This is a genomic window from Clavibacter michiganensis, assembly GCF_002151125.1.
GTDB classification, from domain to species: Bacteria; Actinomycetota; Actinomycetes; order Actinomycetales; family Microbacteriaceae; genus Clavibacter; species Clavibacter michiganensis_C.
Genome location: NZ_MDJZ01000011.1, coordinates 104,880 through 126,176, shown reverse-complemented (window position 1 = coordinate 126,176; position 21,297 = coordinate 104,880). Strand labels below are relative to the sequence as shown.

16 protein-coding genes are annotated in these 21,297 nt (G+C 71.5%); 4 read left to right on the top strand and 12 right to left on the bottom strand.

The window, feature by feature from the left end; genetic code table 11:
• Positions 1-51 precede the first annotated feature (51 nt).
• A complete protein-coding gene (gene hrpA / locus BFL37_RS06365; RefSeq protein WP_086514303.1) occupies positions 52-3,870 on the top strand; it encodes an ATP-dependent RNA helicase HrpA in 3,819 nt (1,272 codons plus the stop codon).
• Between the two features lie 40 nt (positions 3,871-3,910).
• Here the strand turns inward: hrpA and BFL37_RS06360 are convergent, their stop codons facing one another.
• From BFL37_RS06360 to BFL37_RS06335, 5 genes are all read right to left on the bottom strand, one after another.
• The gene (locus BFL37_RS06360; RefSeq protein WP_086514302.1) at positions 3,911-4,279 is read right to left on the bottom strand and encodes a hypothetical protein; all 369 of its coding nucleotides are present in this window, start codon (positions 4,277-4,279) and stop codon (positions 3,911-3,913) included.
• 115 nt (positions 4,280-4,394) lie between these two features.
• Positions 4,395-5,240 (bottom strand): sulfurtransferase, encoded by an 846-nt coding sequence (locus BFL37_RS06355; protein ID WP_086514301.1) that lies wholly within the window; start codon positions 5,238-5,240, stop codon positions 4,395-4,397.
• A gap of 28 nt (positions 5,241-5,268) precedes the next feature.
• The gene (locus BFL37_RS06350; protein ID WP_086514300.1) at positions 5,269-5,802 is read right to left on the bottom strand and encodes a GNAT family N-acetyltransferase; all 534 of its coding nucleotides are present in this window, start codon (positions 5,800-5,802) and stop codon (positions 5,269-5,271) included.
• A gap of 134 nt (positions 5,803-5,936) precedes the next feature.
• Positions 5,937-6,932: a ribonucleotide-diphosphate reductase subunit beta gene (locus tag BFL37_RS06345; RefSeq protein WP_015491025.1), complete on the bottom strand. Its 996-nt coding sequence runs from the start codon at positions 6,930-6,932 to the stop codon at positions 5,937-5,939.
• A 162-nt stretch (positions 6,933-7,094) separates the two neighbouring features.
• Positions 7,095-9,599 (bottom strand): ribonucleoside-diphosphate reductase subunit alpha, encoded by a 2,505-nt coding sequence (locus tag BFL37_RS06335; RefSeq protein WP_086514299.1) that lies wholly within the window; start codon positions 9,597-9,599, stop codon positions 7,095-7,097.
• A 362-nt stretch (positions 9,600-9,961) separates the two neighbouring features.
• On the opposite strand from BFL37_RS06335, the gene BFL37_RS06330 reads away from it, so the two are divergent.
• Positions 9,962-11,173, top strand: a complete 1,212-nt coding sequence (locus BFL37_RS06330) for an MFS transporter (protein ID WP_086514298.1) — start codon at positions 9,962-9,964, stop codon at positions 11,171-11,173.
• A gap of 98 nt (positions 11,174-11,271) precedes the next feature.
• Positions 11,272-11,745 carry a hypothetical protein gene (locus tag BFL37_RS06325; RefSeq protein ID WP_086514297.1) on the top strand — a complete coding sequence of 158 codons (474 nt, stop codon included), beginning with the start codon at positions 11,272-11,274 and terminating at the stop codon, positions 11,743-11,745.
• Between the two features lie 66 nt (positions 11,746-11,811).
• Here the strand turns inward: BFL37_RS06325 and BFL37_RS06320 are convergent, their stop codons facing one another.
• On the bottom strand, positions 11,812-12,804 hold the full coding sequence (locus tag BFL37_RS06320; RefSeq protein WP_086514296.1) for an aldo/keto reductase: 993 nt from the start codon (positions 12,802-12,804) through the stop codon (positions 11,812-11,814).
• Positions 12,805-12,813: 9 nt separating this feature from the next.
• Positions 12,814-13,089, bottom strand: coding sequence for a hypothetical protein (locus BFL37_RS14710; protein ID WP_241533887.1), 276 nt, complete (start codon positions 13,087-13,089; stop codon positions 12,814-12,816).
• A 366-nt stretch (positions 13,090-13,455) separates the two neighbouring features.
• Between BFL37_RS14710 and BFL37_RS06310 the strand changes: the two genes are divergently transcribed.
• On the top strand, positions 13,456-15,132 hold the full coding sequence (locus tag BFL37_RS06310; RefSeq protein ID WP_241533886.1) for a S1C family serine protease: 1,677 nt from the start codon (positions 13,456-13,458) through the stop codon (positions 15,130-15,132).
• Positions 15,133-15,198: 66 nt separating this feature from the next.
• On the opposite strand, the gene BFL37_RS06305 is transcribed toward BFL37_RS06310, so the two are convergent.
• From BFL37_RS06305 to BFL37_RS06285, 5 genes are all read right to left on the bottom strand, one after another.
• Positions 15,199-16,737, bottom strand: a complete 1,539-nt coding sequence (locus BFL37_RS06305) for an alpha-N-arabinofuranosidase (protein ID WP_086514294.1) — start codon at positions 16,735-16,737, stop codon at positions 15,199-15,201.
• 88 nt (positions 16,738-16,825) lie between these two features.
• Entirely contained in the window at positions 16,826-17,746 is a 921-nt protein-coding gene (locus tag BFL37_RS06300; protein WP_086514293.1) for a carbohydrate ABC transporter permease, read from the bottom strand.
• Entirely contained in the window at positions 17,743-18,687 is a 945-nt protein-coding gene (locus BFL37_RS06295) for a carbohydrate ABC transporter permease (protein WP_086514292.1), read from the bottom strand. The genes BFL37_RS06300 and BFL37_RS06295 overlap by 4 nt, the downstream gene beginning before the upstream one ends.
• Before the next feature lie 93 nt (positions 18,688-18,780).
• Positions 18,781-20,130 carry an extracellular solute-binding protein gene (locus BFL37_RS06290; RefSeq protein ID WP_086514291.1) on the bottom strand — a complete coding sequence of 450 codons (1,350 nt, stop codon included), beginning with the start codon at positions 20,128-20,130 and terminating at the stop codon, positions 18,781-18,783.
• Positions 20,131-20,233: 103 nt separating this feature from the next.
• On the bottom strand, positions 20,234-21,235 hold the full coding sequence (locus BFL37_RS06285) for a LacI family DNA-binding transcriptional regulator (protein ID WP_086514290.1): 1,002 nt from the start codon (positions 21,233-21,235) through the stop codon (positions 20,234-20,236).
• Positions 21,236-21,297: the final 62 nt, after the last annotated feature.

Below are 21,297 nucleotides of genomic sequence, written 5' to 3'. Positions count from 1 at the left end.
GACCGTCCGCCCCCGGGGTGCCCGACGGCCCGCGGATAGACTCACCTCAGCATGGAAATCAGCATCGCGTACCCGCCCGAGCTACCCGTCAGCCGGATGCGCGACGAGATCGCCGACGCCATCCGCGACAACCAGGTCGTCATCGTCGCCGGCGCCACCGGCTCCGGCAAGACCACGCAGCTGCCGAAGATCTGCCTCGAGCTCGGCCGCGAGAGCATCGGCCACACGCAGCCCCGCCGCCTCGCCGCGCGCACCATCTCGGAGCGCATCGCGGAGGAGCTCGGCGGCGAGGTCGGACAGCTCGTCGGCTACCAGGTGCGCTTCACCGACAAGGTCTCGGCCGACACCCGCATCAAGCTGATGACCGACGGGATCCTGCTCAACGAGCTGCAGCGCGACCGGCTGCTGAGGAAGTACGACACGATCATCATCGACGAGGCCCACGAGCGCAGCCTCAACATCGACTTCCTGCTCGGCTACCTCAAGCAGCTGCTGCCGCGCCGGCCCGACCTCAAGCTCATCATCACGTCGGCCACCATCGACCCGCAGAGCTTCTCGCGGCACTTCGGCGACGCGCCCATCGTGGAGGTCTCCGGGCGCACGTACCCGGTGGAGATCCGGTACCGCCCGCTCGTCGCGGAGGCCGCCGTCGCGGGCGAGGACGACGACCTGGCCGACGCGCCGCTCGAGCGCCCGGCCGACGATCGCGACTTCCTGGAGGGGATCAACGCCGCGCTCGACGAGCTCGCGGCCGAGTCCTCGGGCGACGTGCTCGTGTTCCTCAGCGGCGAGAACGAGATCCGCGACGCCGAGGACGCGATCCGCAGCCGCAACCTCGCGCACACCGAGGTGCTGCCGCTCTACGGCCGGCTCTCCTCCGCCGACCAGCACCGCGTCTTCCAGCCGTCGACCCAGGCGGGCGTGCGCCGCCGCATCGTGCTCGCCACCAACGTCGCCGAGACGAGCCTCACGGTGCCCGGCATCAAGTACGTCATCGACGCCGGCACCGCGCGCATCTCCCGCTACTCCGTGCGCTCGAAGGTGCAGCGGCTCCCCATCGAGGCGATCTCGCAGGCCTCCGCCAACCAGCGCTCCGGCCGCTCCGGCCGCACGAGCGACGGCATCGCGATCCGCCTCTACTCCGAGGAGGACTTCGCCCGCCGTCCCGAGTTCACGGAGCCCGAGATCCTCCGCACGAACCTCGCTGCCGTGATCCTGCAGATGGTGTCGCTCGGCCTCGGCGACATCGCCGCGTTCCCCTTCCTGCAGCCGCCGGACTCGCGCGGCATCAAGGACGGCGTCGACCTCCTCACGGAGCTCGGCGCGGTCGTCCGCTCTCCCGACGGCACGCCCGCCCTCACCAAGGTGGGCCGCGACCTGTCGCGCCTGCCCATCGACCCGCGGTTCGCCCGCATGGTCGTCGAGTCGCGCAAGCACGGCGTGAGCCGCGAGGTCATGATCATCGTGGCCGGCCTCACCATCCAGGACGTCCGCGAGCGCCCGCTCGAGAAGCGCCCGCAGGCCGACCAGCAGCACGCGCGCTTCGTGGATCCGTCGAGCGACTTCATCACGCTGCTCAACCTCTGGAACCACCTGGAGGAGAAGGAGGCCGAGCTCTCCTCGAGCGCGTTCCGCCGGATGTGCAAGGCCGAGTTCCTCAACTACGTGCGCGTCCGCGAGTGGAAGGACGTGTTCCGCCAGCTGCGCCAGCTCGCCCGCCCGCTCGACCTGCAGATGAACGAGCCGAAGGCCGACCCGGACGGGATCCACAAGTCCCTGCTCGCGGGCCTCCTCTCCCACATCGGCCTCAAGGACGCGCAGAAGAAGGACTACGTGGGTGCCCGGCAGTCGCGCTTCGTGGTGTTCCCGGGATCCGCGCTCGCGAAGAAGCAGCCCGACGCGATCATGAGCGCGGAGCTCGTGGAGACCAGCCGCCTGTTCGCGCGCACCAACGCCGCCATCGACCCGGCCTGGGCCGAGCCCATCGCGGGCGGCCTCGTGAAGCGCACCCACAGCGAGCCGCACTGGGAGAAGAAGCAGGGCGCGACCGTGGCGTGGGAGCGGGTGACGCTGTACGGCGTCCCGATCATCCTCAAGCGGCGCGTGCAGTTCTCCCGCATCGACCCGGCGTACGCGCGCGAGCTCTTCATCCGGCACGCGCTCGTCGAGGGCGACTGGGAGTCGCAGCAGGCCTTCGACCGGGCCAACCGCAAGCTCCGCGAGGAGCTCGCCGAGGTGGAGGAGCGCACGCGGCGACGCGACATCCTCAACGACGACGAGGCCGTCTTCGAGTTCTACGACAAGCGGATCCCGCGCGACGTCGCTTCCACGCGCGCCTTCGAGGGCTGGTGGAAGAAGCAGCGGCAGGAGACGCCCGACCTCCTCACCATGACCGCCGAGGAGCTCCTCGCCGAGGACGCGGTGGACGTCGACGAGGCCGCCTTCCCGCCCACCTGGCAGCAGGGCGACCAGCGCCTCTCGCTCACCTACCGGTTCGAGCCGGGCGCGCCCGACGACGGCGTGACCGTGCAGGTGCCGCTCGCGCTCCTCGCGCGCCTCAGCCCCGCCGGCTTCGACTGGCAGGTGCCGGGCATGCGGCGCGATCTCGTCACCGCCATGATCAAGGCCCTCCCGAAGGCGCTGCGCAAGAACGTGGTGCCCGCCGCCGACTGGGCCGACCGGCTCCTCGAGGGGCTGCCCGAGCCGGATCCGCAGCACCCGGTGGCCTTCACCACCACCATCGCCGGCCTCATCATGCGGAAGGCGCACGTGCGCGTCGCGGACGACGACTTCGACCTCGACCGGATCCCCGCGCACCTGCGCATGGCGTTCCGCGTGGTCGACGAGCGCGGCCGCGAGGTCGCCGCCGGACGCGACCTCACCGAGCTGCAGGCCCGGCTCTCCAGCCGCGCCCGGGACAGCGTCGCCCGGGCCACCGCGCGGCCGGTCGAGCGCGTGGCCGGCGCTCCCGGAGGAGCGACCCGCGGCATGGAGCGCACGGGCCTCACCACATGGGACCTCGACGAGCTGCCCCGCTTCGTCGACACCGCGCAGGGCGGCACGGGCGACAGCCGCCACGTCATCCGCGCCTACCCCGCGCTCGTCGACGAGGGATCGACCGTCGCGATCCGCCTCATGGCCACCGCCGAGGACCAGGCCCGCGCCATGCCCGGCGGCGTCCGGCGCCTGCTCGTGCTCGCCATCGCGAACCCGAGCGCCTACGTGAAGCAGCACCTCACGAGCCAGGAGAAGCTCATGCTCGCGACGAGCCCGTACGCGAACGTGCAGGCGCTCTTCGACGACTGCCTGCTCGCCTGCATCGACCAGGTGCTCGAGCGCGTGGCCCCCGGCGGCGCGATCTACTCGAAGGAGCTGTTCGAGACCGCGCGCGACCGCGTCTCGGGCGTCGTCATGGACTCGATGTTCGACACCGTGGCGCTCGTCAACCGGATCCTCACGGGATACCGCGACGCCGAGCGCGCCATCAAGCAGGCCACGAGCATGCAGCTGATCGGCGCCCTCACCGATGCGCGCGAGCAGCTCGCCGGCCTCGTCCACCCCGGCTTCGTCTCCGCCACCGGCCTCGCCCGGCTGCAGCGCCTGCCCGCCTACCTCTCCGGCCTCACCCACCGCGTCCAGCGCCTGCCCGACCAGCCCGCGCGCGACCGCGCGTGGATGACCGAGGTGCAGAAGGCGACCGACCTCTACCGCGAGGCCGGCGGCGTCATCCCGTCGGCGCCGCACGCGCCCGAGTCGCTCGTGCACGCGCGGTGGATGCTCGAGGAGCTGCGCCTCAGCCTCTTCGCCCAGCACCTGCCGACGGCCGAGCCGGTGTCGCTGCAGCGGATCCGGAAGGTGCTCGCGGGCTGACGCGCCGGGGCGGGTCGGCGAGCCGTCGGGTCCGTGCGCCTCAGACGGTGGTCGGCGCCGGGGCGGGGACGGCAGCCAGCGCATGGCACACCCAGGCGAGCTCGCCCTCGTCCTGGCTGGCGCTCATCGCCGCGGCCGTCGCCACGATGTGGGCGAGCGCGTCGCGCATGCTCGCGAACCTGGTCCACACGAACTTCCGCCCGAGCTGCATCATCTCGATCTCGTCGCCGACGGTCTCCACGAAGCCGAGCAGGTGGCCGCTCTCGCCCGGAGCGCGGCGGCTGTCGCAGACCTGCCAGGCGGTGTCGGTCACCCGCTTGAGCGTGAGGGCGTCGGTCAAGGCCGCCTGCTCCGCCACGGCCCCCGAGAGGTCGAGCGCGGGGGCGGGATGCGCGATGTGGTCGGTCATGTCATCTCCGGGCGTCGGTTCGGGCGGGCACCGGGGTCCGGGGTGATCTCCACGACGCTACGCCGCCCCTGCCGTTCCCGAGGGGGCTGGTCCGCGGGGCCGTCGCGGGCTAGGGTCACCGGCCGCCCGGCTTCGCGCCCGTCGCCACGGGCCGCTCGGGCAGGTTCGACCACGCCGACCAGGATCCCGGGTACAGCGCCGCGTCGATCCCCGCGATCGCGAGCGCCGCGACCTCGTGGGCGGCGGTGACGCCCGAGCCGCAGTACACGCCGACGGCGTCGCCCGGCCGGATCCCGAGCGCCGCGAACCGCGCCCGCAGCGCGTCGGCGGGCAGGAACGCGCCGTCCGCGTCCAGGTTCCCGGCGGTCGGCGCGCTCGCGGCGCCGGGGATGTGGCCGGCGCGCGGATCCACCGGCTCGACCTCCCCGCGGTACCGCTCCCCCGCGCGCGCGTCGAGGAGCGTGCCGGTGCGCGCGAGGTCGGACGCGGCGTCCTCGTCGAGCGTCGGGAGCGCGCCCCGGGTGAGCGTCACGTCCCCGGGCTCGGGAGCCGTCGATCCCGTCTCCAGCGGCAGGCCCGCCGCCACCCACGCGGGCAGCGCGCCGTCGAGGATCCGCACGTCCGCGATCCCGGCGTCGCGCAGCAGCCACCACGCGCGCGCGGCCGCCGTGTTGCCGCCGCCGTCGTGGACGACCACGGTGTCGCCCTGCCGGATCCCCCAGCCGCGCGCCGCCCGCTCGAGGTCGGCCGTCGCGGGCAGCGGGTGCCGACCGTCCTCGGGCGCGCCGTGCCCGGCGAGCTCCGTGTCGAGGTCCGCGTACACGGCTCCCGGGATGTGCCCGGCCTCGTGCAGCGGTCGGCCGGGAGGGCCCGCGAGCGACCAGCGCACGTCGACCACGCGCACGTCGTCGCGGGTGCGGAGGGCGTGGTCGAGCTCCGCGGGGGTGATGAGGATCTCCATCACCCCATGCTCGCAGCGTGCGGCGGGATCAGCCCAGCGGCTTCTCGAAGCAGACCGAGTTCGTGACCGGGATGTACGGCGGGTACACGTCGATGGGCAGCCACCCCGCGGTCGCGTACAGCTGGATGGCGTCGGGCTGCCGGTCGCCCGTCTGCAGGATCAGCCGGCGCGCACCCCGCTCCTGCGCCACGCGCTCCAGCTCCGCCATGAGCACGCGCGCGAGGCCGGTGCCGCGGTGCGCCGGATCCACGACCACCTTCTTGAGCTCGAGCTCGTCTCCGAGGTGCCGGATGACGCCGTGCGCGGCCGCCTCCGACGCGTCACCCTCGAGCACGAGCAGCACCACGGCCTCCACGTCGGCCGGGTCGAACGCGAACGCCACCGCGGCCTTCGCGGGCCAGTCGGGATCGTCGGCGTGGCGCCCCTCGTACCGCACGTCCATCTCGGCCTCCATGGCCGCCCGGATCCGCGCCCCGCGCGGGTCGTCCCAGCCGACCACCTCGGTGCGGTAGACCCGTCCGTCGCGCGCGACGTGCCGCGCCTCGGCCTGCTGCTCGGTCATGCTCCCTCTCCCTGTCCGTCCGGGCCGGTGCCGGCGCGGGCATGACGACGCCCGCACCGGCATCCGGGTGGATGCGCGGCACGGGCGGCGTCGGTGGTGCGTTGCGGCGGTCTCCCGCTGCGGGTGGTGCGGTCCTACTTGGCGCCGACGGTGGCCGACGCGTTCGACTCGTACGACGTGTTGGTCGACTCGAAGAAGTTGACGAGCTGCAGCGTGTCGTTCGCCGTGGCCATCCACTTCGCCGGGTTCGAGACCTTGTACTCGGCCTCGAAGCCGAGCTCCTCGAGGCGGCGGTCGGCCAGGTACTTCACGTACTGGTTGATGTAGTTCGCGTTCAGCCCGAGGATGCCATTGGGCAGGAGGTCCTTGTTGTACTGCTCCTCCATCTCGACGGCGTCGAGGATCATCTGCTTGATCTCGGCGGCGAACTCCTCCGTCTGCAGATCGGGGTTCTCCTCGAGCACCGTGAGGATGAGGTTGATCCCGAACTTGAGGTGCAGCGACTCGTCGCGGACGATCCAGTCCATGAGCGAGCCGAAGTTGCGCAGCAGGTTCCGCTGGCGGAACGACAGCGACACCATGAAGCCCGAGTAGAACCAGATGCCCTCGAGGATCACGTTGTACGCGACGAGGTTCCGGACGAAGTCCTTCTTGCCCTCGGTGGTGGTGATGTCGAGGGTCTGCTCGGTCATGCGCTTGATGAACTTGACCTCGAACTCCTCCTTGCGCGCCATCGACGGGATGTCGACGTGGGAGTTGTACGCGGCCTCGCGGTCGATCGGGAACGTCTCGAGGACGTACTCGAACGACATGCAGTGGTTCGCCTCCTCCCACATCTGCTTCGCCAGGTAGAGGTGGCACTCCGGCGCGTTGATGTAGGGGTAGACGCCGAACGCGAGCGCCTTGTTCACGAGGAGCTCGTTCGGGTTGAAGTAGCTCATGAGGAACGTGATCGCGTGGCGCTCCTCGTCCGTCATCTTCTTGAAGTCCGCGATGTCCTCGCCGAGCTGGATCTCGTTGGGGAACCACGTGTTGGCGACGGCCTGGTCGTACAGGTCCATGGCCCACTGGTAGTTGACGGGCTTGAGGAGGAGGCCCTCCTGGATTCCCGTGCCGAGGATCTTCGACATCTGCTTCTTCTCTCCGAATGCGTCGTTCGTGGTCGTGCGATGGGGCGGCCGGTGAGGCCGGGAGGGCTCTAGGAGCGGCGCCTGCCTACTGGCAGGAGTCGCACTGGAGCTCGTCCATGGGGTCCATGGGGACGACGTAGTCGCCGAACGTGTCGTCGTTCATCAGCGTGCACCTCCCACTCCGCCGAAGCCGAAGCCCTTGCGGGGCGCGGGTGCGGCCTCGGGCGCCGGGGCGTCCGCGGTCGCGGTGGATGCGGGAGCGGCCGACGCCGGGACGGCCGCGGGAGCGCCGCCGCCGAATCCGCCGAAGCCCTTGCGCTTGGTGCCGTCGGCGTCCTGCGACTTGTCGACCTTGACGGTCGACTGCTCGGCGGTGTGACGCGGCTTCATGTGCAGGTAGTACGTGGTCTTGACCCCGCGCTCCCAGCCGGCGAAGTAGATGTCCATCATGTCGCCGAGGTCGCGCGTCTCGAGGTACATGTTGCGGCTGATGGCCTGGTCGATCCACTTCTGCGCGCGGGCCGCGACCTCGAGGAACGCGTACGGCGAGAGCTGGAAGCTCGTGCGGTACGTGGCCTTGACGTGGTCCGGGATGGCAGCGATGTTCTGGATGTCGCCCTGGCTGCGCAGGATGTTCTCGCGCACGGTCTCCCAGATGCCGAGCTCCTGCAGGTCCTTCACCAGGTTCCGGTTGACCTCGAGGAACTTGCCCGAGGAGGTGGAGCGGCTGAAGATCTGCGAGAACTGCGGGTCGAGGCCGGGCGTGGTGCCGGCGACGAGGCCGATGGACGCGGTGGGCGCGATCGCCATGAGCGTCGCGTTCCGCATGCCGCCCTTGACCTTCGTGCGCAGCGCGTCCCAGTCGAGTCGCGTGGTGCGGTTGACCTTGACGGGCACGCCGCGGTCGGCCTCCATGAGCGCGATCGAGTCGAGCGGCACGAGGCCCTCCGACCAGCGCGAGCCCTCGAAGTTCGGGTACGCGCCGCGCTCCTGGGCGAGGTCGGCCGACTCGTCGATGGCCGCGTAGGAGACGTGCTCCATGATCTCGTCGATCAGGTCGTACGACTCCTCGGACTCGTAGGAGTAGCCGAGCTTCTCCACGATGTCGGTGAAGCCCATGACGCCGAGGCCCACCGCGCGGTTCTGCTGGTTGGAGAAGTCCGCCTCCTTCACGCTGGAGCGCGTGATGTCGATGAGGTTGTCGAGCTGACGCACCGCGAGGCGCGCGCTCTGCTCGATCTTCGCGAAGTCGACCTTGCCGTCCGCGAAGTGCTGCGACAGGTTGATCGACGCCAGGTTGCAGACGGAGACGTTGTCCTCGTCCTGCGGCAGCGTGATCTCGGTGCAGAGGTTCGAGAGGTGGATCGTGCCCGTGTTGTTGTTCAGGGCGCGGTTGTTGATCGTGTCCTTCCAGGTCAGCCACGGGTGGCTGGTGGTCTGGAGCGAGATGAGGATCGACTTGAACTGCTCGCGCGCCTTGATGCGCTTGAACATCCGGATGCGACCGGCCTCGGCCTCGCCGACGTAGAACGCGTAGCGCTCCGAGAAGGCCTTGCCGTAGAGCTCGTTGAGGTCGGAGACCTCCAGCGGGTCGAAGAGGTACCAGTCCTCGTCGTTCTGGACGCGCTTCATGAACTCGTCGCTGATCCACACGGCCGTGTTGGCGGTGCGGGTACGGCGGTACGGGTCGCCAGAGTTCTGGCGCAGGTCGAGGAACTCGGGGAAGTCGAGGTGCCAGTTCTCCATGTAGAAGCACAGGGCGCCGAACTTCTTGCCGCCGCGGCTGACCGCGCGGAGGACCGAGTCGATGGTGTGCATGAACGGGATCGGGCCCGTGGAGGTGGTGTTGTTCGAGCGGATGGGCGAGCCCTGCGCGCGCAGCTTGGAGACGGAGAGGCCGATGCCGCCCGTGCCCTTGGTGAGCCACATGACGTCGCGCGTGGTCTTCGCGATGTGCTCGATGTCGTCCTGCATCTCCATGACGAAGCAGTTCGCGAGCTGCGGGTAGATGGTGCCCGCGTTGACGAGGGTGGAGCCGGCCGCGAGGTACTCGAGCTTCGACATCTTCTCGTAGAAGGCGATGGCGGTCGAGGTGGGGTCCTGCTCGTTGAGCGTGAGGCCCATCGCGATGCGCATCCAGAAGTACTGGGGCACCTCGAGGGCGTCGCCGTTGCGGCCCTTGATGCCGTAGCGGTTGTTCAGCGTGACGACGCCGATGTACTTGAGCAGCTCGTCGTGCGCGGGCTCCAGGGCCTGGGCGAGGCGCTCGAGGTCGAACAGCTGCACGAGGCGGGAGTCGAGGAGCATCTCGTCGACGCCGCGCTGGATGTTGCGGGCGAAGTGCTCCGCGTGGAGGCGCTTGAGCTCCTCGGGCGACGAGTAGTCGCCGAGGACGCGCTTGTAGATGGTCTTGAGGAGCAGGCGCGCGGCGACGGTGTCGAACGCCGGGTCGTCCTTCACGTTCTGGAGCGCGACCTGGATGACGGCCTCGTCGAGCTGCTGCGTGGTGATCCCGTCGAAGAGCGTGATCTCGAGCTCCGACGCGATCTGCGTGACCCAGCCGATGTTCTCGTCGAGGCCCTGCGTGGCGTCCTCGATGGCCAGGTTGATGCGGTTCGCGTCGTACGGCTCCCGCGTGCCGTCGCGCTTCACTACCGTGATGGACACTTCGCTCCTTGTCGTCGTGCGTCGTCCGCGCTGGTGAGCTGCGGCCGGTCCCGGTCGGCGGGGGCGCGGTGCGGGACGTGCCCGCCGCGCCCTGTGCCTCACCAGGGGAAATGCTCGGCCGGCCCCGGGATCCCCACTCCGTGAAGCGGGGGTGATCAGGGGCCGTCGCCGTCTCCATCACTATATACGGGGCCGCCCGGCCGGACCCAACCCCATATGTAGTGGGCGTGTCGTCCACAGGTGTGGACAACTCCGCGGACTTGTCCACAGGTTCCACAGGCTACGGACGCCCGCCGACATCGCTGTCCGGTGGGGCCCGGGGCGTCGGTGAGGCCCCGCCCGGCCGGTAGGATCTGACCCTCGTGAGCACGTACGGAAGCCTCCTCAAGACCCGCGGCGTGGGCCGGATCATCGCCGCCCAGCTCGTGGCGCGCTTCCCCGGCGGGATGCTCTCGCTGGCGTTCCTCATGCACGTCGAGCGGATCCACGAGTCGTACGGCGCGGCCGGCCTCGTGCTCGCCGCGACGAGCATCGGCCAGGCCGTCGCCGGTCCCCTCACGAGCCGGTGGATGGGCGTCTGGGGCATGCGCCCGGTCCTCATCCTCACCTCGATCGTCTGCGCGGTCGCCGTCGTCGCGGTGGCGCTCGGCGACGAGGGCACGTCCGTCCCCGTGTTCATGGTGCTCGGGCTCGTCGCGGGCCTCGCCAACCCGCCGGTGCAGCCGGCCGTCCGCACCATCTACCCGAAGATGGTCAACTCCAAGCAGCTCACGCCCCTGTTCTCCCTCGACGCGTCGGCGCAGGAGATCATCTGGGTGCTCGGTCCCGTCATCGCCACGTTCCTCGCGATCCAGGTGGACACGAGCGCGGGGATCCTCGTCGCCGCGGCCTTCCTCGTCGGCGGCGGCGCGTGGTTCATCTCCTCCCCCGAGCTCGGACGGGTGCGCATCCCGCGCAGCAAGCGCCGGTTCGGCGTGGTGCTCGGCCGTCCGCCCGTGCTCCTCAGCACGGTCGTCGGGTTCCTCCTCATCGCGGCGTGCGCGGCCATCGAGGCGGGCGTCGTCGCGGTCTACGGGCACGGCGGCCCGGAGGCCGGCTTCGTCCTCGCGATCTTCGCGGTCGGCTCGCTCATCGGCGGGCTCGCGCTCGGCCACATCCCCATCAGCCCGTGGGCCATGGCCCGGCGCATGTCGATCATCCTGGTCGGCACCGCGCTGGCCGCCGTCTGGATGCAGTTCGCCTGGCTCTCCGTGTTCCTGTTCCTCGCGGGCGTCGGCATCGCGCCGGCCCTGGCCGTGCTGTTCGCCGTCGTCTCCTCGTCGGTGCGCTTCAGCGACACCGCGGAGGCGTACGGCTGGGTCGGCACCGGCCAGCTCATCGGCGCCGCGCTCGGTTCGGCCGCCGCCGGCTTCGTCATCGACGCGCAGGGGGCCCAGGGCGCGTTCGTCGTCGCGGCGGCGCTGCTCGCGGTCGGCGCGGCCATAGCCGCGGTCTTCCACCGCCACAGCCCCGACCTCCGCGGCCGCGACGCCGGCCCCATCCCGGACACGGAGCCCGTCCCGGTCATGACCTGACGGCCGGCCCGTGCGCGCCTCGCCGATCGCCCGGATCCGCGCCCCGGAGTCTCCGCCCCTGGGGAAAGACGCGCCGCCGCCGTGGATAGTGTGAGGGCATGACCTCTCAGCAGACCCCTCTGACCACGCGCCGCCTGCGAGCCGGGATCGCGGGCCTCGGCCTCGTGCTCGGCCTCACCCTCGCCGGGTGCAGCTCCCCCGCCGCCGACGACGCCGCGACGCCGGCCCCGTCCGCCTCCGCGTCGGCCGAGGCCGCGACCCCCACGCCCGAGGCGACCACCGAGGGCGACGCCGGGTCGGGAGACGCCGCCGCATCCGGATCCCGCGAGGCGATCGCCACGAAGACGCGGGACATCGCCTGCGGCCTCAAGGACAAGGCCACGCTCGAGGAGTCGGACGTGCAGGCGTTCCGCGACCTCGGAACCGAGATCTCCGCCTCCACCGAGAGCGGGGCGGCCGCGGCCGGCCAGCAGATCACGGCCCTCGCCGACCAGCTCGCGCCGGGCGTGGGCCAGCCGATCAGCGACGAGCTGAAGACGCAGATGTCGAGCGCCTGCGACCAGCTGCAGTAGCGCATCCGCACGGACGATGGCCCCGGTCAGCATCGCTGACCGGGGCCGTCGCACGTCCGGGCAGGACTACCAGCGCGGGTGGACCGCGGCGCGGAAGTACCGGTCGTAGACGTCCTCCACCTGGCGCTCGAACACCTCGCTGAGGGCGGGGGCGTCGCCGGCGCGGGCGTTCGCCTGGGCCTGCTCCGCGTTGCGGGCCCCGGGGATCACGGTCGAGACGCCCGGGCGCTGGACGATCCAGGCGAGCGCGACCTGCGCGGGCGTGAGGTCGGGCGCGGCCTCGTGCGCGGCGGCCGCGAACTCGCGGGCCGCGGCGACGCCGTCGTCGTAGTCGACACCCGAGAAGGTCTCCCCCACGTCGAACGCGGCACCTCCGCGGTTGAAGCTGCGGTGGTCGGTCTCGGCGAAGGTGGTGTCCGCCGTGTAGCGGCCGCTGAGGAGGCCCGACGCGAGCGGCACGCGGGCGATGATCCCGACGCCCGCCTCCTGGGCGGCCGGCAGCACGCGGTCGAGCGGCTTGAGGCGGAACGCGTTGAGGATGATCTGCACGCTCGCGACGCCGGGGCGGGCGATCGCGAGGAGCGCCTCGTCCGTCGTCTCGACGCTCACGCCGTAGGACGCGATCGCGCCGTCGGCCACGAGCTCGTCGAGGGCGTCGTGGACGCGGTCGCTCGAGAAGACGGGCGTGGGCGGGCAGTGCAGCTGGACGAGGTCGAGCGTCTCGACGCCGAGGTTCCGGCGGGAGCGGTCGGTCCACTCGCGGAAGCGGTCGAGGGTGAAGTTCGCGGGGTCCTGCGCGTCGCGCCGGCCCATCTTGGTCGCGACCGTGACGCCCGAGTCGGGATGCGCGCGGAGCCAGGATCCGATGATCGTCTCGCTGCGGCCGTCGCCGTAGACGTCGGCCGTGTCGAAGAAGGTGATGCCCGCGTCGGCCGCGGCGTCGAGCACCGCGAGCGCGTCGTCCTCGGCCACATCACCCCAGCCCCCGCCGAGCTGCCAGGTCCCGAGTCCGATGACCGAGACGTTCCGATGGGTCCTGCCGAGGCTTCTCTGCTCCATGAGTCGAGCCTACGCGCGGCTGCCGTCGAGGCCGCGGTCGTCGGTCGCGGCTCCGGACGGCCGGCGGCGCAGGGCGTGCACGGCGAGCGCCGCGATCACGGCCATGGGTCCGCCCGCGACGACGCCGGGCGCCAGGGTCACGAGCAGGGGCACGAGCTCGAGGAGCCAGGGCTGCCCGAGCGGGTCGCCGAAGCTGGAGTACGGCATCGAGGTCGCGATCCCGGCGGCGAGCGCGCGCAGGCCGAGGCCCGCGGCGGGGAAGGCGACGGCGAGGATCCAGAGCACCGGGGCGAGCCAGGCGGCGACGACGGGGCGATCGGCCGCGCACGGCCCGGCCGGCGGCGCGTCCTCCTGCGGTCGCGGATCCCGGGCTGGCGAGGCCGGGCCCGGTGCATCGGCGGACGCGGACGGATCCTCCGGCGGAGGCGACCCCGACGCAGCTCCCCGCTGGAACGCCGGGTCGAACCGCGGATCCACGCCGGACGGCTCGCCATCCCCGTCCGACCTCCGCGTCATGCCGCTCAGGGTACGCCCGGGCGGGGCCCAGGATGCTTGGCGGACGCTCGTGCCCGTCATGGGCTGCTCATAGGGTCGCCCGCTGTGATCTCCTCAGGGCCCCCACCGGGCCACCCGAGACACGAAGGACCCGTCATGAACGAGACACCCCAGGAGCCGACCGGACGTCCGGACGAGGCCCCCATCGACACCACCCGCTCCGGCGACGCCGCGCCCCAGGCCGAGACCGAGACCACCCCGGCGGCTCCGGCCGCGCCCGCGGCTCCGGCCGCGCCCGCGGCTCCGGCCGCCCCTGCTGCTCCGATCGCGGCCGACGACTCGCCCGTCGCGGCGCAGCCCGCCTGGCCGGCCCCCTCCGGCCCCGCGACCGACGGCCCCGCAGCCCCGCGCGTGCCGGCCGCACCCGCCGGCTGGAACGCCCCGACCGACGCGCACGCGACCGCGGGCCCCGCGGTCGGCGCCGGCGCCCCCACCGCGCAGCAGCCCACGACGCAGCAGCCCACGGCCTCGTACGCCACCGCGATGCCCGCCGGCGGCCACCCTGCCGGATCGCCGTGGCCCGCCCCCGCGACCGATGCCTTCGGCCGACCCTTCGCCGTCGACGCGGCGGGGAACCCCGTGCCGCCCAAGCGCATGCGCCGCGGCCTCCGCACCGGCCTCATCGCCGGCGCGTCCGCCCTCGCGCTCCTCCTCTCCTTCGGCAGCGGCACCGCGGTGGGCTTCATGGCCGACCTCGGCCGCTCGAGCTCGCAGGCCTCCGACACGCAGATCCAGGATCCGGGCTCCTTCACGCCGGGCCAGGGATTCGGCCGCGGCACGACCACGCTGCCCGGGCAGGGATCCGGCAGCGGCTCCGGATCCGGAGCGGGCACGCAGTCCGGCACCGGCACGTCCGTCACCTCGCCCGAGGCGACGACCGTGCAGAAGGCCGGCGTCGTGACCATCGACTCGGCGCTCACCTACGAGAACGCGGCCGGGGCGGGCACGGGCATCATCCTGTCGTCCGACGGCACGATCCTCACCAACAACCACGTCGTGAGCGGCGCCACCAGCATCCGCGTCACGGTCGAGTCGACCGGGAAGGCGTACGTCGGCAAGGTCGTCGGCACCGACGCGACGAACGACGTCGCGGTCCTCAAGCTCGAGGGCGCGTCCGGCCTCACCCCCGCGAAGCTCGACACCGACGGGGTCCAGGTCGGGGAGGCCGTCACGGGCGTCGGCAACGCGGGCGGCACCGGCACGCTCACCGCGGCGAGCGGCAAGGTGACCGCGCTCGGCCAGACCATCACCACGCAGTCCGAGGGGACGGCGGCGGGCGAGACGCTCACCGACCTCATCCAGACGGACGCGCCCATCGTCTCCGGCGACTCGGGCGGGCCGCTCACGGACGCGGACAACGAGGTCGTCGGCATCGACACGGCCGCCTCCTCCGGCTCCGCGCAGATCGCCGGGTTCGCCATCCCGATCGACAAGGCCATGGGCATCGCGAAGCAGATCGAGAGCGGCGTCGAGTCCGGCACCGTGAAGATCGGCTACCCGGCCTTCCTCGGCGTGCTGCTCGCGAACGGCGCGGGCACCGTCGCGGGCGCTCCCGTGCAGGGAGTCGTCGACGGATCCGGCGCGGCGAAGGCGGGCCTCGCCCAGGGCGACGTCGTCACCTCGGTCGACGGGAAGGCCGTCGCGTCGGCGTCCGAGCTCAGCGCCGCGATCTCCGCGCACGAGCCGGGCGAGTCGGTGCAGCTCGGCTGGACCACCGCAGCGGGCGCCGCGAAGACCGGCACCGTGACCCTGACCGAGGGCCCCGTGAGCTGATCCGCTCCCCCTCCACGACGACGGCCCGCCCTGCATCGCGCAGGGCGGGCCGTCGTCGTGCGCGCGTCAGCTGCGGGTCACGTCCAGCACCACGACGGCCCAGGACAGCGCCGGGAGCGTGAGCGTCAGTCGCCCGCCCTCGGCATGCACGCCCTCGAGCGGCACGAGCCCGACCTGCTCGCCGGTCTCGAGCGTGTTGCTCGAGAAGCGGTCCCCGCCCTCGGGGACGCGCAGGACCTCGGCGCGGAGGATCCGGCCGGCGTCGAGCCCGCGCAGCGCGACCTCGGTCGCCGCCTCCTCCTCGAGCCCGCGGTTGGCGAGGAAGAGGGAGACGGTGCCCGCCTCGTCGTCCCAGGTGGCGCTCACGTCGACGACGTCGGCGGTGCCGAACCGGTCGTTGTCGTAGCGGTCGCTGTCCACGTCGACCCGGAGGATCCGCCCCGTCGCGAGCTGCGCCATCCGCGCGAACGGCCAGAAGATCGACTGGCGCCAGGCGGGCCCGGCCTCCTCGCTGCGGATCGGCGCGATCACGTTCACCAGCTGCGCCTGGTTGGCGATCTTCACCCGGTCGCCGTGCCGCAGCAGCGAGTTGAGGAGCGTCCCGACGACCACCGCGTCCGTCACGTTGTACTCGTCCTCGATGACCCGCGGGTGCTCGCGCCAGCCGGCCTTCTCGATGCGGTGCGGCTGGTCCTCGCCGTCGAGCCCGCGCTGGTACCAGACGTTCCACTCGTCGAAGGAGAGGTCGATCCTCTTCCGGTTCTTCAGGCGAGCGCCCGTAGCGTCCGCCGTCGCGACGACCGACTCGATGAAGAAGTCCATGTCGACGGCGCTCGCGAGGAAGCTCCGCACGTCGCCCTCGTGCTCCTGGTAGTAGGCGTGCAGCGAGACGTAGTCGACGACGTCGTAGGTGTGGCCGAGCACGGTCTGCTCCCACTGTCCGAACGTCGGCATGCCCGAGTTGGAGCTCCCGCACGCGACCAGCTCGATGCTCGGATCCACCAGCCGCATGGCCTTGCCCGCCTCCTGGGCGAGGCGGCCGTACTCGTCGGGCGTCTTGTGCCCGATCTGCCACGGCCCGTCCATCTCGTTGCCGAGGCACCAGAGCTTGATGTCGAAGGGCTCCTCGGCGCCGTTCGCGCGGCGCATGTCGGAGTACTTGGATCCGCCGGGGTGGTTCGCGTACTCGACCAGCGACCGGGCCGCGTCCACGCCGCGCGTGCCGAGGTTGATGGCCTCCATCACCTCGACGCCCGCGGCCTTCGACCAGCCCATGAACTCGTGCAGGCCGAACGCGTTGGTCTCGACGGTGTGCCACGCGCCGTCGAGGCGGCGCGGCCGGTCCTCGACCGGGCCGACCCCGTCCTCCCAGTCGTAGCCGGAGACGAAGTTGCCGCCGGGGTAGCGCACGACCGTGGCCCCCAGCTCCTTCGTGAGGTCGAGCACGTCCTGCCGGTAGCCCTCGGGCGTGGCGGTCGGGTGGCCGGGCTCGTAGATCCCGGTGTAGACGCAGCGCCCCATGTGCTCGACGAACGAGCCGAACAGGCGGCGGGGCACGTCGCCGATGGTGAAGTCGCGGTCGATGGTGATGCGGGCGCGGGTCATGGGCGTCCTCCTGGATGCGGGGCCCGGGCGCGTGCGTCCCGGGCGGGGTGGGTGGATCGGTCGGTGCGGGTCGCGGGCGCGGCGGGGATCACTGCCCGCCGAACCCGGTGGTCGAGATGCCCTTGATGATCTGGCGCTGGAAGAAGAGGAACACCAGGATCAGCGGCAGCGCGGCGAGCACGGCCGAGGCCATGTTCTGCGCGTACTGGATCCCGTAGGCGTTCTTCACCGTCTGCAGGCCGACCGGCAGGGTCATCAGCGTGGCGTCGTTCGTGGCGATGAAGGGCCACAGGAAGTTGTTCCAGGCGCCGATGAACACGAAGATCGCGACCGCCGAGAGGATGGGGCGCGACAGCGGCATCACGATCTGCAGGAACACGCGCACGCGTCCGGCGCCGTCGACGCGCGCGGCGTCCTCCAGCTCGATCGGGATCTGGTCGAAGAACGCCTTCAGGATGAACACCATGGCGGGCTGCACGATCTGCGGCAGGATCACGGCCCAGAGGGTGTCCACCAGGTTGAACGACAGCATCTGGTAGAAGAGCGGCACGATGAGGATCTGCGGCGGGATGATGATCGACGCCACGATCGCCCCCATCAGGAGCTTGCGGCCGCGGAAGTCGATGCGGCTGAGCGCGTAGCCGGCGAGCGCGGAGAACACGACCGCCACCACCGTGATCACCGTGCTGGTGACGAGGCTGTTCCAGGTCCACAGCGGGATCGTGCCGCCGTTCAGCACGGAGGCGTACGCGTCGAGCGTGAACCCGCCGGCCGGGAAGATCGTCACCGGGAACGCCGCGGCGTCTGTCTCCGACTTGAACGACGTGAGCACGGCCCAGAGGAACGGCAGCAGCCACGCGGCGGCGAGGACGATGAGGATCAGGAGCGCGGCGATGCGCGACGGAGCGAACCGGGGGGTCCCCGTGCGGCCCGGGCGGGCGGATCCGGTGGTCGCGGGCTTGCGGGCCAGCGTGCCGGAGGAGAAGGCGGGACGGGTGGCGGTGGTCATGACTTCCTCCGTGTCGCGGTGAACTGGATGACCGAGATCACGACGATCAGGGCGAAGAAGATGTAGGAGATGGCGGCCGAGTAGCCGAAGCGGAAGCCGGTGAACCCGGTCTCGAAGACGTACTGGACGATGGGCCGGGTCGATCCGCCGGGGCCGCCCGCGGTCATCTGGTAGATCTGGTCGAAGACCTTGAGCGACGCGAGCACCTGCAGGATCGCGAGGAGCGCGGTGGTCGGCGCGAGCTGCGGGATCGTGATGGAGAACAGCTGCCGCCACTTCCCGGCGCCATCGAGCGCGGCCGCCTCGTACTGCTGGTCGGGGATGTTCTGCAGCGCCGCCAGGTAGATGAGGAAGTTGAACCCGACGGTCCACCACACGGTGGTCACGACGACGCTCGTCATGGCGAGGTTCGAGTCCTGCAGCCATGCGGGTTGCGGCAGGCCGACCGCGCCGGCGATCGCGTTCACCACGCCGAGCTGCGGGTTGTACATCCAGAGCCAGAACAGCGACACGACGGTGGACGCGAGCAGGAACGGCAGGAAGAACGCGAGCCGCCAGAGCCACTGGCCCGGGAGGCCGAGGTTCACGAGGAGCGCGAGCACGAGGCCGACGACGAGGAGGGGGATGGTGCTGGCGATCGTGAACACCACGGTGTTGCCGAGCGAGCGCCACATCTGGGAGTCGCCGAAGGCCTCGAAGTAGTTCGCGAACCCGATGAGCTCGCTGTTGGCGCCGGTGAGGCTCTGCCCGGTGAGGCTCTGGTAGAAGCCGTAGAGGACGGGCCAGACCAGGAACACCAGAAAGGTGATGACGAACGGGGCGATGAAGAGCATGCCCTGCGTCTGCTCCTTGGCCCGGACCCTCGGGCTGCCCGCGGCCTGCCGCGGGGACGGGGACCCGGCCGCGGGGGCGACCGGGGTGGGTGGTGCTGCTGTCGTCACGAGTGGACTCCTTCGTCGTATCGCTGGGAAGAGGGTGCGGCGCCGCGCACGGGCGGCGACCGCGAGGTCGATCGGGCGCTGCGGGGGCGCGCGCTACAGGGGGTTGGGCTTCGCGAGCAGGGCGTCGATCTGCCGGATGAAGGCGTCGAGGCCGGTGCCCGCCTCCTGGCGCCCGAGGAACACGTTCTGCACGTTCTCGGCGAAGTACGTCTGGAAGTCCGAGCCGGATCCGGTGAAGTACGCGACGGGGTCGTATTCGATCTGCTCGGCCGCGTTCGCGTAGTGCGCCTGCGGCAGCAGCTCCGCGTACTCGGGGCTGTCGACGACCGGCTTGTAGGCCGGGATGTGCCCGGCGCCCGCCCACTGGAGCGAGTTCTTCAGGAGGTCGGCGACGAAGGCGTACGTCTTCTCGCGCTTGACCGGATCCGGCGAGCTCTGGTGCGGCAGCACGAACGCGTGCGAGTCGGCGAAGGTCGCCGGGGTGCCGAACAGGTTCGGGATGGGCATCGCGTCGAACGGCACCTCCGCCGTCTGGAACGTGGGGAGCTCCCACACGCCCGTGGCGATGGCGCCGCTCTTGCCGCCCGCGAACTCGGCGATGGCGGTGCCCGCGTCGCCGCTCGGGGTGGCGATCGTGCCGTCGAGCAGGCTCTGGATGTACTCGAGCGACGCGACCGCCTTGTCGCGGTCGTAGACGACCTGACCGCCCGTGGGCAGCTCCATGTCGCCGCCCATCTGCTTGTAGAACGTGTAGAACATCCGCCACATCTGGGCGCCGTCGCCGAGGTAGCCGTAGCTGAGGCCGTGCTCGCCCGTGACGCCCTGCATGGCGCGCATCGCCTCGAGGAACGCGTCGGGCGACGTGATCTCGGCGAGCTGCCCGTCGTCGCCCAGGAGGCCGGCCTCGCGGGCGATGTCCGTGTTGTACATGAGGATGAACGGGTGGCTGTCGAGGGCGATCGAGTACAGCTCCCCGTCGACGACGCCCTTGTCCCAGACGCGCGGCTCGAAGTCCGCCTGCGTGACGCCGAGCTCCGCGAGCTTGTCGGTGTCCCACGGGTCGAGCAGCCCGCCGGGCGCGAAGCCGGGCACGCGCGCCGCGTGCATGACCGCGACGTCCGGCGCGCGGCCGCCCACCGACGCCATGGCGAGCTTCGTGTAGTATGGCTGGCCCCACGCGAGGACGGTCGCGGTGACGTCGAACCCGTCGCCGGAGCCGTTCGCCTCCTTCACCATCTCCGTCATGCGGATGCCGTCGCCGCCGGACAGCAGGTGCCAGTACTTCAGGTCGACGATGCCGCCGGCCGACGCCACCTGGGGCGCGCAGCCTGCGAGACCTCCGACGAGGAACGCGCCGCCCAGGGCAGCCGCGCCGCCCATGAGGATCTGACGCCTCGACCATGCCGAGGGACGTCCCCCGGCCTTTCCCGTAACAGGATCCATTGACCACTCCTTCGTGATGCGACGATCATTACATCGTTGTAATGCGGAGCGCAATGTTTCGGCGCGACGATCTGCCGGACGTTCGCCGACGGAGCAGGGCGGGTCAGGCAGGCGGGCGGGTGCTGCCGCGGACGACGATGCGGTGCGGGATCACGAGCTGCACGGGCGGGCCGTCGCGCTCCTCGATCCGGCGCACCAGCTGGCCGACCGCCGCCTCCGCGTAGGCGCGAATGTCGAAGTGCACGGAGGTGAGCGTGGGGATCGAGAACCGCGACTGGTCGACGTCGTCGAATCCCGCGACCTGGATGTCCTGGGGGACCCGCACCCCGTGGTCGGCGAGCGCGCGCAGGGCCCCGAACGCCAGGCCGTCGGTGAAGCAGAAGAGCGCGTCGGGCACGGGGTTGCAGTCGGACAACCAGGCGTCGACGGCCTCGGCGCCCGACGCGCTGTTCCAGCCCGTGCGGTCGATCTCGATGGGCGCCTCGCCCGCCTCCTCCATCGCGCGCCGGTAGCCGATGCGGCGGAGGTCGCCGGCCGCGGATTCCTCGCGCGTGGCGGTGCCCAGCGCGGCGATGCGACGGGCCCCCGTCCCGAGGAGGAACCGGGTCATGTCGTACGCCGCCTGGACGCTGTCGACCAGGACGCGGTCGACGATCTCCTGCTCGACCTCGCCGATCACCACGACGGGCGGCAGCGACTCGGCGCGCGCGATGGCGCTCCGCGAGAGGAGCACGGGGTTGAGGATCAGGCCGTCGACCAGGTGCTCGCGCGCCCGCGACATGAGGTCGCGCTCGCGGTCCGGCCGGGAGCCCGTCTCCTCCATCTGGATGCTGTATCCGGCCTCGTGCGCCACCTCGACGAGGTGGTGGGCGAGCTCGGCGGAGTACGCCGTACCGAGGTCGGGCAGGGCGACGGCGATGACGCCCGTGCGCCCGTTGCGGAGGCCCCGCGCGGAAAGGTTCGGCACGTAGTCGAGGTCGGCGACCGCCTGCTCGACGCGCTCGCGGGTCGCCGGGCTCACGGCGACGCGGCCCGTGATCACGTTCGACACCGTCTTCGGGGAGACCCCGGCACGCGCGGCGACGTCCTTCACTGTCGCGCGCATGGTCCTCCCCCTAGCCGCCCGGCCGCGGCGAGTGCCGCAGGCGGTGCCCTGCGAATCTAGTG

Coding starts and splice junctions, on each gene's coding strand:
- BFL37_RS06300 (WP_086514293.1), bottom strand. CDS start 17,746: ATGACCACCGCCACCCGTCCCGCCTTCTCCTCCGGCACGCTGGCCCGC.
- BFL37_RS06310 (WP_241533886.1), top strand. CDS start 13,456: ATGAACGAGACACCCCAGGAGCCGACCGGACGTCCGGACGAGGCCCCC.
- BFL37_RS06305 (WP_086514294.1), bottom strand. CDS start 16,737: ATGACCCGCGCCCGCATCACCATCGACCGCGACTTCACCATCGGCGAC.
- BFL37_RS06360 (WP_086514302.1), bottom strand. CDS start 4,279: ATGACCGACCACATCGCGCATCCCGCCCCCGCGCTCGACCTCTCGGGG.
- BFL37_RS06345 (WP_015491025.1), bottom strand. CDS start 6,932: ATGTCGAAGATCCTCGGCACGGGAATCCAGGAGGGCCTCCTCCTCAAG.
- BFL37_RS06350 (WP_086514300.1), bottom strand. CDS start 5,802: ATGACCGAGCAGCAGGCCGAGGCGCGGCACGTCGCGCGCGACGGACGG.
- BFL37_RS06325 (WP_086514297.1), top strand. CDS start 11,272: ATGACCTCTCAGCAGACCCCTCTGACCACGCGCCGCCTGCGAGCCGGG.
- BFL37_RS06290 (WP_086514291.1), bottom strand. CDS start 20,130: ATGGATCCTGTTACGGGAAAGGCCGGGGGACGTCCCTCGGCATGGTCG.
- BFL37_RS06355 (WP_086514301.1), bottom strand. CDS start 5,240: ATGGAGATCCTCATCACCCCCGCGGAGCTCGACCACGCCCTCCGCACC.
- hrpA (WP_086514303.1), top strand. CDS start 52: ATGGAAATCAGCATCGCGTACCCGCCCGAGCTACCCGTCAGCCGGATG.
- BFL37_RS06285 (WP_086514290.1), bottom strand. CDS start 21,235: ATGCGCGCGACAGTGAAGGACGTCGCCGCGCGTGCCGGGGTCTCCCCG.
- BFL37_RS06320 (WP_086514296.1), bottom strand. CDS start 12,804: ATGGAGCAGAGAAGCCTCGGCAGGACCCATCGGAACGTCTCGGTCATC.